This window comes from Chitinophaga sp. HK235, from assembly GCF_018255755.1.
Classification (GTDB): domain Bacteria; phylum Bacteroidota; class Bacteroidia; order Chitinophagales; family Chitinophagaceae; genus Chitinophaga.
Genome location: NZ_CP073766.1, coordinates 1,602,175 through 1,613,038 on the forward strand (window position 1 = coordinate 1,602,175; position 10,864 = coordinate 1,613,038).

A 10,864-nucleotide genomic window follows, 5' to 3' on the forward strand; every position below is an offset into this window, starting at 1 on the left:
AGGTTTACATTATTCCGTTGGTAACTGTAAATGGGAGATCACCTTCGCTGGTTCTTCATAGTCAAAGGAGATCTTATCATTGTCTTTCACCTTCCGTAAACCCTCCAGCAATATTTTATCGTTTTCAGATACACCTTCCTTCACTACATACAGATCGGGCATTTCAGCACTAATGGTGATGGGTTTTAACTTCACCACATTATCTTTATTCACTACAAAAACATATTTCTTGTCCATGATTTCCATAGTAGCTTTCTGAGGAATGATCAGCGCGCCTTTCAGCGGCATGTTCATGAGTATGCTACCAGTTTCCCCGTGTCTCAGCAGTTTATCGGGATTAGGGAAAGTAGCCCTGAACGCGATGTTGCCGGTTTCATTATTAAACTCGCCTTCAATGGTCTCTACTACACCAGGGTATTTGAACACCTGTTTATTCGCCATCAACAGGTTTACCTTCACTTCTCCTTTTGACTTCAGGCTGGCCTGATAGTCCAGGTATTCAGGTTCAGAAACATTAAAGTACACCCACATGCGGCTGTTGTCAGACAAGGTGGTCAGCAGATCTCCATCTCCTACCAGGCTTCCCAGTTTTAAATGGAGGCGGTCGATGATACCGTCGAAGGGAGCTCTTATTTCGGTGAAGGCCAGGTGCACTTTAGCCAGCGAGAGTTCTGCCCTGGCCTTTTGCAGCTTGGCATTTGCCAGCGCCAGTTCATTTTTGGATACTACATTTTTGTCGGCCAGCGTTTGTGTATTCTGTACTTCAATTTCTGCTGCCTTGTTTTCAGCCTCTGCCTTGGCCAGTTCAGCCTCATAGAGCTTAGGCATGATCCTGAACAACAGCTGTCCTGTTTTCACGGCCTGGCCTTCATCTACGGCAATACCCTGCAGGTACCCCTTTTCCTGGGCCCTCAGTTCAATGTTTCGGATAGAACGTATCTGACATACATACTCCCTGGTAACGGAAGTATCCATTTTTATAGGACTGGTAACCAGGAACCTGGTATCAGCTTCCTTTTCTTCTCCTTTTGATGATTTACAACTTGTATGGCATAGCAAGGCATACAAGCCCATGAGCATGGTGATTCTTTTCATAGTATGTTATACTTGATTCAGGTGGGTTTGATCATTGTTATTGATAGGCACATGACATCCCGGACTACACAGCAGCGTGCCATGCAGACAGTCGGATAATGTTTTGTAAATAAAATATGGGAAAGGTCAGACGCGTGCTTTCAGCCTGCCTTGTAAGACAGGCATCAAATCCTTATAACACGGTTTACGATAACCTTATCAGTAGCCGCATAGGAAAACAGTGCGAAGAAAGGTGGGTGGGTGGTGTTCTGACTGGGAAAAATACATCCAGGCTCGAGTGCATAAAAAGAGGAAATATGGCAGGTACCGGTCTCCAGCAGTTTCTTGAAGCCCGATTCACTTTCCTCTTCGATTTCCGTTTCTTTTATTCTATCACTTATTTTTCTTTTACCGGAGGATGGTACTTTGCTGAGATGGTCTTTGTGGCCTTGCATGCCTTCAAACTCCTTCTGGACTGATTTTCCAAAGTTCTGTTTGAAAGAATAATCCCTACTGGCTCCATGCGTATGCGCATACCCCTTCAATAAAATAAAACATAATGACAGAATACATCCAATTATTATTCTCATCATTTGGGCTCAAAAATAATATCAAATTGATTAAGTAGGTAACACTAAAAATTAAATTTACTTTAAAATCCGGGCAGCCTGAAAAAAAGGAAGCCTATGTTGTAAGTTGGTAGTCGTTGCATCTTCCACAATTGTTGTATCAGACAACTTTTCCTAATTTACAGTACAATGCAAAAAATTCCGGTTCGATATATCAACGAAGCACTGAAAGAACCCGGCTTCTCCGGTGGATTCAGCATGCGGACACTTGAAGACTTCATGGAAGGACAGGATATGCTGCAGGAACTGCACCGGCATAACTTTTACTACCTATTGGTACTGGAAAAAGCCACAGGCGAACACAGCATCGATTTCATACCATACCCTGTCAAAGATGATACAATATTTTTTATGCGGCCCGGGCAGATACATCAACTATTTCTGAAAAAGAGCAGCCGGGGTTACCTCATGCATTTTACGGAAGATTTCTACGCACCGGCTGAAACAGGCACCAGGCAAGTATTGCGGCGTATCAGTGCCAGGAACTATTTCCCTATGGAGCAAGCGCAATTCAGAAGGCTATACCAGGTGCTTGAAATAGTACACCGCGAATACACCGAAAAACAGGAACGTTATAAACAGGCGATAAAATCCGCGCTGGATATCGTCTTCCTGGAACTGCTGCGGCAGGGCGGACAGCAGGAATCCCCCGATGAACGTCAGGAATATATGCAGAAACGGTTAGATGAATTGCTGGAACTGATAGAAAAACATCTACCGGAGCACAAACAGGTTGCTTTCTATGCTGCGGAACTGCATCTCAGCAGCTACCAGCTGAATGCGGTCACCAAAACACTGCTGGGTAAAAGCTGCTCAGCACTCATCAATGACATGATTATTCTCGAAGCCCGCAGACAACTACTTGCCACTCCCAACCAGGTAAACCAGGTCGCCGCAATGCTCGGCTACGAAGACATTTCCTACTTCATACGCTTTTTCAGAAAGCATACCGGCTTCTCCCCTAAATCCTATCGCAACAACTTCAGATAAGTCCTATCAATTCCGATTTTTGTCCTACTTCCGGCCATTCACATCCGGTAGATTTGTATAAAATAATAACTATCTACTATGCAAAACATGTGGGATGAACGCTACGCGAGACAGGAATTCGTCTATGGCAAGGAGCCTAACGAGTTTTTTAAATTACAGCTTGACCATCTCCCCGTGGGATCCATATTGATGCCGGCCGATGGGGAAGGCCGCAATGGCGTGTACGCTGCTGTAAATGGCTGGACTGTTACGTCCTGCGATCTGAGCCTGGAAGGTCGCAACAAAGCCCTGCAACTGGCCACCGAAAGAGGCGTTACACTGGAATACCTGGTGGGCGACTTCGAGACGCTCAGTTTTCCGGAATCTGAGTTCGATGCCGCAGGGCTCATCTTTGCGCATGTTCAGCCGAATCAGAAATCACTTTTATTCCAGCAGGTAGACCGCTGCCTGAAGCCCGGAGGATACGTGATCTTCGAAGCATACTGTAAACAACATGTAAAGTACCAGCGACTAAACCCTACTGCTGGCGGGCCAAAGGAGGAGGAACACCTGTACTCCGCCAAAGAACTGCTGCAAAGCTTCGGACATTATAATATACAACTGCTGGAAGAAACAGAAGTACAGCAGAAGGAAGGCATTTATCATACCGGGCCTGGCTTTGTTGTGCGGTTTGTGGGCAGGAAGCCGGTTCTGTAAAAAGCCCGCTGACACTTAGTATCAAGGTCTGCTTTGAAAAAACAAAGACCCAGGGAACGCCCCCCTGGGTCTTGCTATCAAAGAAAGAAGTCTTATTACGGCTATTAATACAGTGCGACAAAACTATCGGATAGGATCATAGTCCCCAAGCCCGCGTCCTTCATAGTCATTGATTATAAAAATCGTTTGTTTCATACTAAATCCAACATAAAATTCTTTTATTTCTTTGCGATTAAGAAAAAAAGATGTGTCCTTGTTGTTGACCTTTATCTTAACAAAAACAGAGTCTTTATCAACACACAACATTTTAATCCGGTCCCTGCTACTCCTCAAATTCCCTTCATAATACTCTTTAAATATTTTATCGAAGATTAACTTTTCATCGACATAAATTTTAAAAGAGTCATTTGGATTTGCAAATATAAGTGACAAAGGAATCTTCTTGCCGTTATCAGACCTATTAAATACAATTTCCTGGTATTATCATTCATCCGGGAATTTAGAGGCTGTTGTGAAAGCATTCAAACCTCCAATGAAATATAGGCAGAGACAAACAATGGCACAGTTCTGGTGGTTAAATGCATGATTCTCTATGCTATCCGCGCCACTTCATTCAATAATACCTGCTTCTCCATGGGTGACTCGCTAAGTTGGATAGCTCTTTCATAGTACGCTACAGCCTTGTTGCTATCAATGCCAATATAAAGATGACCTAACATGGCATGGTAGTACGCATGGCCTGTTAAATTCAATTTATTTATTTCCAGAATGGCATTTTGATTTCCATACACCTTTGAGAATGCAAAAACCCTGTTCAATGCCACTACTGGCGAATATTCAATTTGTATAAGCTGGTTATACAGCTGTAATATTTGTTCCCATTTGGTATTACCCGCAGGAGTAGTATGCCAATAGGCAATGGCCGCCTCCAGGTGATATTTCGAGACCTCTTCACCGTTGCAGGCGTTGATCAGATGATAATTGCCTCTATCAATAAGCGATTGGTCCCACAGACTTCGGTCCTGTTCATCAAACAGGATAACCTCACCATTTGCATTTAACCTTGCTTCCAGTCTTGAGCTTTGGTAGCACATCAAGGCAAGTAAAGCTTGTACCTGGGTTATGTTAGTCGATTCATGACCAGTCAGCAGAAGTGTTAGCCTCACTGCTTCTGAACATAGCTCCCTACGGATCAATTGTCTATCTGATTTAGAAAAATAGCCCTCATTGAACAATAGGTATAGGGTTTTCAAAACTGTATCCAACCGGGATTTTATCGTATGCTCATTTAGTTCATTCAGTTGGAAGTTACCGTTGCGAAGATCAGCTCTGGCTCTCAAGAGCCTCTTTTTTATAGTCTCTTTCCTGGCCAGAAATGCGTTGGCTATTTCTTCCACACTAAAACCGCATAGCACCTGTAGTGCCAGGCATATCTGGCTTTCTGGTGCGATTAAAGGGTTACATACGGCAAAGATCATAGCAAGTTGACTATCTTCAATAATCCTGCTGTTTATCTCAAAATCCAGTTCAGACAGTACTTCATCTTGCCGCTGACTATCTTTTACACGATTTTCAAAATTGGAAATTCTCCGGAGATAATCCCTGGTTTTATTTTTAGCTACAGTGTATAACCAGGCTGCAGGATTATCGGGAATGCCATTTAGCGCCCAGTGTTCGGAAGCCCGCAGGAATGTATCGCTGGCAATATCCTCCGCCATTTCAATATGCTGCAATCCAAAATGACGGCATAACAATGCCGTCATCCTGCTATATTCCTGCCGGAACAAATGTGGTAATAGATTATTGACCTTCTGTTGATCCAAGCTAATCCCGTTTTAGTATTTCCCTCACTTCAACAGATCCTCCAATTTTGAAGATCGGGTTCTCTTTCGCCATTGCTACCGCTTCATCTATATCTTCTGCTTTAACAATCACATAACCAACAATAAACTCTTTGATTTCCGTATAAGGCCCGTCAATGACCACATTAACAGCCTTCACCGTTTTTGCGCTTCCGGAAGTTGGTAGCAGCGTGTTTCCCTTGTCTGCTAATTTATTCTGAGCGGCAATACCGGCTAACCAACTCATACGTTCCTGCATCTGTTCAGGAGATGGTTTAAAATCGGCGATATCGTTTAATCTAAATATTAATGTAAATTCTGTCATGGTCTTATATTTTTACAAGTTCTCTAAAATCTTTTGATAGTCTGCCTGAAAACCTGGCACTGCTGTTCCTTCTACCCTGAATGTATGAACTTCTGTAATTCCTACATACGCATTAAACGTGGCGCTGACATGGGAGGCGATGAACTCATGATCCCCAGGCCAATATTCCAGTTTCCCGCCTGAGGCTATAGCCAGGTACACTTTTTTGCCATTCAGGTTACCCTTTCTGACGCCATTTTCATCATAACAATAAGTAACGCCAAAGCGAACCAGTTGGTCTATCCAGGCTTTTAGTAAGGCCGACATTCCCAGGTTGTGCACGGGAGTACCAAGTACCAGAATATCTGCATTGCTTACATCATTGACCACAGAATCGGCATATTCCAACAATCGGCGTTCCTTTTCATTTACTGACCGGGGGTCCTTATAAAAAGCTCCGATCAAATTCCCGTCAAGAAATGGTGGTAATTCCTTTGTTAAATTCCTTTCAATTACAGCATCAATATCATGCTTCCTGATTAATTTATCAACAATAGCCGAACTCAGGCCCTTACTGTATGACTCGCTTTCCCGGGCACTGGAAATAATGTGCAAAACTGTCTTCTTTGTCATAGAATGATATGTTTATTACCATGACGATTGAATGTCCAAAAAGGGGACACGAAAAACCGTTTTTTTAGAAAAACACTGTCATTTCTTTGTCAGGTAGAAACTGATAAGCGGACGGGGGCAGCAGAAGGAATTGTGTGGTGGATTTAACCTAAAAATTCCAGTAGGGTTTATCAAAAATAGTTAAAAACTAAAAAATCATCTGATAAGAAGTCTTCTGTTTGCATAAAACTGTGTGTTATATGAAATAAAAAAATCGAGGCTCATTTAGAACCCCGATTTCATATGTTTACACAGTTTTTTGAGATAGTGTCATTACGCCAAAACTATCAGATAGGATCATAACATAGTCAGCTGCCAAAATTGGATTATATTGGGCACTTTGAACAGTAAAACCGGCTTCTATTTCTTCCGTGAGCGCTGTTGAACAGGTTTGAATTCCAGCATCTCTCCAGCCAAAGTATTCATATTTAACCATTCGCCTTCTACGATTCGGGTACCTCTTTTATTCGAACAGACTTCCACACTCCTGCCGGGCCAGGGGTTCCGTAGGTTTAAGGGTCTGCCTTTCTCACTTTTTGCCCGAACAAATATAACCTGATTCTCCTCTATTGCGGATGATACCAGGAACGCACCTCTGGCCCTGATGTTTTCAAAAAGAGCGTCCCTATTTTCCGGCCAACACGCAAAAACGCGCAGGCCTTTTCCATTCGACATACACAGCATTTCATTAACCGTATTCGGAACAGTACTGCAATTTTCAATTCCATGCGGATTATTGAGCTGGAAGCCATTCGGGTAAGTATGGGTACTATATGTCCGGAGTTCGTTCCAGATAGTGTCTGCCGGATAGCCGATACGTACAGCAGCGGGAAAGAAGCTATTTGATCCATTAAAATCGCGCCAGCGTTTCATTATATCAACCGTATTGAAGGCCGTGCGAAGTAAGGATGTATCGCTGTCGAGCCCGATTTGTCCGGCTGGGTAAATATGCTGAATTCCGAGCGTATTATCACCCCACCAGGCAGTGCCTTCCTCTGTATATCTAAAAACGTTTCGACCTTTCAGTATTTGTTCGGGGTAGGCAGCCATCTTCTCCTGCATGTACTGCCACTGTTCCAGCAATTTTCTGTCCTTCCCCAGGAATTTCGCCATATCCGTCGCTGTTGTAAATACCATCCTTACAAGTCCTAAAGAAAGAATGGGATTAACGGTCCCTATTGTCCCTTCATGTATGGCGTCATTTTTTATTACATACCTGCCGTTCTCCAGCTGCAGGTATTGTCTCCAAAATTCAGCTACGGCCCTGATGAAGGGGTAGACTCTTTCTGCAAATACAGGGTCATATGTAGTATAGAAGGCGAAAGACAAATTGGTCACGCAGTAGGCTGCATTGCTTTTCTGTCCAAAGAAAAGTCCTTCGTCCTCCACTTGTCCCCCGGAGATATAACCCGGGTGCTGTCGCTCCATGATTCCATTTTTCCTGGTTGTTTCTATACCACACGGCCCAATTCCCACTGGATACAATATACCGTTCGATATCCCTGTAATGCAGGCCGCATAATATTTTCCACGTTCCATAAAATCGAGCAGCGGCGCTTCATAAGGAATGGCCTGCCGGAGATGATTACTCGAATACAATGCATAAAATGGAGCAATATAGTTGTAGTTGAGATGGTAATCGCCGTTCCACGCTGGAATTTCGCGTGTGACCCAGCTTCCAAAAATCCCAGGTGGGAATTTTGGATCGCGGCTACAGGAAGCCATTGTATACTGCGACCTGTAATATTGGGCTTCTACCACACTATCATTGACAGAAACATAGCTTTGATGCCAGAAGTTATGCCACCAGTCTTTATGCTCTTTTCTGGCAGTCCTGATACCTTCCTGGTTCATCTGCCGTAGCTCCGTCATCACCTTGTCCATAGCTTTATTACCGTTGAAACCCGATGTACTGGCGCAAATGATGGTCCTGGACTCACCAGGCTGAAGGCTTATCTTTCCTGAAGTACCTCCGATTACACGAAAAGAAACACAAGCGCGGGTCTTTATATCAACATCCTCATAAAACCCACGTTTCAACCACTGTATGCCATCGGGGCCAACACCTTTTGTTATGCTGTCTACAAACTTATGGTCACCCTTCTCCGGAGGAAACAATTCGGTATCACCTGTGAGAATCGTATGCCCGGTATTCTTTAACTCAATAATCAACCAGTCATGCTGTGCAGCCATCCAGGCAACCATATGCAATGCTGTATCCCCATTGAGAAAATCCCCGGTGGTTACTGCATTGTAGAAGTCTTGCTCCACATGATAGGTCGCGGAATTTAAGGAGGGTATATGAATAACCAGGCTGGCAAGAGATGCTGGAAATGATTCATCGAACCCAGACTTCAATCTCCAGAAATCGTTCCTCGCCAGGTAAAACGATAAGCGATCCGGAGCTCCGCCAAGAGCAGCGGCTCCGGAACCATTGCCCAAAAGAGGACCGTCAACGGCAACACTATTGGGTGTTTTTGCAGGAACTGCATTAAATACAGATTTGTGACGACTGATAATCATCTCCGCCATATCCTGAGCGTCAACAACCAACCGGATCGACAGGAAAACCAGGAAACAAACGACGAACCTGGAAATCGTATTCCGTGATGTAAGCAGAGAAACTATCCATCGAAAATGTACCAATATCATGCGAAATTTATTAAGTAAAGCAGGGAACCTTAAATATCGGACAGAAGTCGGCATAATACTACAAGGATATTGACATAATTACATGTTATTTATGCACTGGGAATTATCAGGTCTGCCGTTCATAAAAAACTCATTTCTTCCTCTTGAATACATATGTAAGTACCCCATCTAGGTAACAGTGATTAATTGGAGTTTCTGGATTTTTGCAACTCCGCTTTCCATTCGCAAGGCGTCATGTTCTTCAAAGATTCGTGAGGTCTTCTTTGGTTATATTCTTCCATCCAGGTATAGGTTAATTCCCTTACCTGGTGCAAGTCCTCAAAGATATAGGCATCGAGGACAGCTTCTCTGTAAAGACGATTAAATCGTTCGACATAACCATTCTGCATTGGTCGGCCTGGTTGAATGTATTGTAGCCGGATACCGTGCTGGTGGCACCACTGTTCAAAATAACCTGAAGTAAATTCCGGACCATTATCAGTTCTTATCGCGGCTGGTTTGCCTCTGGATTCAATAATTCTTTCCAATACCCGTACAATTCGGTATGACGATAGTGAAGTATCGACTTCTATACCCAAGACCTCCCGGGAGCCATCATCTATCACGTTAAATGTTCTGAAGCGTTTGTTTCCAATCAGGCTATCACTCATGAAATCCATGCTCCAGATGATATTAACATTGGTTTGCTGTTGTAATGGTTGTTTAATGCGTGCTGGCACTCTGCGTTTCAGCTTCCTCCTCTTATTCAGCTTAAGCAGCCTGTATACCCGGTATACTCTTTTATGATTCCAGTGATGACCTGCACGCCTCAAATAGGCGAAAAGCTTGCGAAAACCGTAGGAAGTATGCTTAAAAGCAAGGTCCTGAAGGGCATCAATCAGTACCTGGTCATTTCTACGACTACGATAATAAAACTTTGAACGGGGAAAGGAAACTATTCGACAGGCCCTGCTCACAGAAATACCCTGATCTGCGACCAATTCTTCTGCTACTTGTCTTTTTGTGGAAGGGCCCAGCCTTTTTTTGTGAATAGATCCTTCAGTATCTGATTGTCAAGGGATAGGTCAGCATACATTCTTTTGAGCCTGGAATTTTCTTCCTCCAGGTCTTTGAGGCGCTTCACATCTGAAGCCTCCATGCCTCCATACTTGCTTTTCCAGTTATAGAAAGTAGCTTCAGAAATGCCATGTTCGCGGCAAATGTCCTTTGTGGCAAGCCCATTTTCCTGCTGCTTCAAAATAGACACAATCTGAGTTTCTGTGAATCTGGTCTTTTTCATGATAGTAGTTCAGTTTAAATTTAGCCTTTTTTATCTAAGTTTAAACTGTCACCAGAAAAGGGATACTTACAAGTGGAACCGATTTCAGGCAGACAATCGGTTATCAGCTACTGGAACAGAATGATCGGCAAAAAACAATGTTGAAACAAACGGCAAACGTCCGGGATGGTGGATGATGGGTTACAGAAGCCGGGCCTATGTTCTTTCGCTGGTCAAAGTGGTGCTGTTGAGCCTTTGTTCAATTGTTGCCCCCATCATCTGCCAGCACGGACGCCGCGCGATAGTATAATGTTGACCAGGGTACAAATGCTGGTGTTCGCGCGCCTGGTCCTCCCGTTGGTCGCCCAATCAGGGTACTATCCTCTGGCAGCTATAATCTCCCGCTAAATAGGATTACTGTCGCCCCGCCCCCGCCGCCCTTCCACCCCCGGCCGCTGCGGCGGCAGCCAGAGCGCAGGCCCCGTAGCGCAGCGGAGGGGCCAAGCGAGGGCGAGCCGCAGCAGGCCGCGCCTTCGACCTTTGTCTAGCCGGGAGCGCCAGCGGACGGCAAATCAAAAATGGAAGGCCGGGGGTGGCGGGCGGGGGGCGGACAAAATGGGTAGCGAAGGGATGGCGGGCATAAAGGCCACCAATATTAAAAACAGCCCCTAGCCAGACCGGGAGCTACCCGAACGGAGGTGGAAGGAGCGCAAAAAGGGTGACAGGGCCGAGCGCAGCCCCTGAAGCG

The 10,864-nt window shown here is 44.5% G+C and carries 9 protein-coding genes; 2 read left to right on the plus strand and 7 right to left on the minus strand.

All coding sequences use genetic code 11. From position 1 onward, the window contains the following. Positions 1-9 precede the first annotated feature (9 nt). Positions 10-1,095 carry an efflux RND transporter periplasmic adaptor subunit gene (locus KD145_RS05010; protein ID WP_212004815.1) on the minus strand — a complete coding sequence of 362 codons (1,086 nt, stop codon included), beginning with the start codon at positions 1,093-1,095 and terminating at the stop codon, positions 10-12. A gap of 164 nt (positions 1,096-1,259) precedes the next feature. Further along, the gene (locus tag KD145_RS05015) at positions 1,260-1,667 is read right to left on the minus strand and encodes a hypothetical protein (RefSeq protein WP_212004816.1); all 408 of its coding nucleotides are present in this window, start codon (positions 1,665-1,667) and stop codon (positions 1,260-1,262) included. Between the two features lie 165 nt (positions 1,668-1,832). Here KD145_RS05015 and KD145_RS05020 point away from each other — a divergent pair, with 165 nt between their 5' ends. Together KD145_RS05020 and KD145_RS05025 are read left to right on the plus strand one after the other, a co-directional pair. Beyond that, positions 1,833-2,693 (plus strand): AraC family transcriptional regulator, encoded by an 861-nt coding sequence (locus tag KD145_RS05020; RefSeq protein ID WP_212004817.1) that lies wholly within the window; start codon positions 1,833-1,835, stop codon positions 2,691-2,693. 78 nt (positions 2,694-2,771) lie between these two features. Next, entirely contained in the window at positions 2,772-3,389 is a 618-nt protein-coding gene (locus KD145_RS05025) for a class I SAM-dependent methyltransferase (RefSeq protein ID WP_212004818.1), read from the plus strand. A gap of 590 nt (positions 3,390-3,979) precedes the next feature. Here KD145_RS05025 and KD145_RS05030 read toward each other — a convergent pair. The 5 genes from KD145_RS05030 to KD145_RS05050 all read right to left on the minus strand — a co-directional run bounded on the left by KD145_RS05030 (position 3,980) and on the right by KD145_RS05050 (position 10,137). Further along, entirely contained in the window at positions 3,980-5,212 is a 1,233-nt protein-coding gene (locus tag KD145_RS05030) for an RNA polymerase sigma factor (protein WP_249219741.1), read from the minus strand. Between the two features lies 1 nt (position 5,213). After that, entirely contained in the window at positions 5,214-5,555 is a 342-nt protein-coding gene (locus KD145_RS05035; protein WP_212004819.1) for a YciI family protein, read from the minus strand. A 12-nt stretch (positions 5,556-5,567) separates the two neighbouring features. After that, complete coding sequence (locus tag KD145_RS05040; protein WP_212004820.1) at positions 5,568-6,167, minus strand: FMN-dependent NADH-azoreductase; 600 nt, start codon at positions 6,165-6,167, stop codon at positions 5,568-5,570. Positions 6,168-6,566: 399 nt separating this feature from the next. Further along, a complete protein-coding gene (locus KD145_RS05045; RefSeq protein WP_212004821.1) occupies positions 6,567-8,858 on the minus strand; it encodes a hypothetical protein in 2,292 nt (763 codons plus the stop codon). A 182-nt stretch (positions 8,859-9,040) separates the two neighbouring features. After that, positions 9,041-10,137, minus strand: a protein-coding gene (locus KD145_RS05050) for an IS3 family transposase (RefSeq protein WP_374223485.1) whose coding sequence is annotated in 2 segments (ribosomal slippage) — positions 9,041-9,891 and positions 9,891-10,137 — 1,098 coding nt in all. Because the reading frame shifts where the segments join, the coding sequence is not laid out codon by codon here. Between the last annotated feature and the right edge of the window lie 727 nt (positions 10,138-10,864).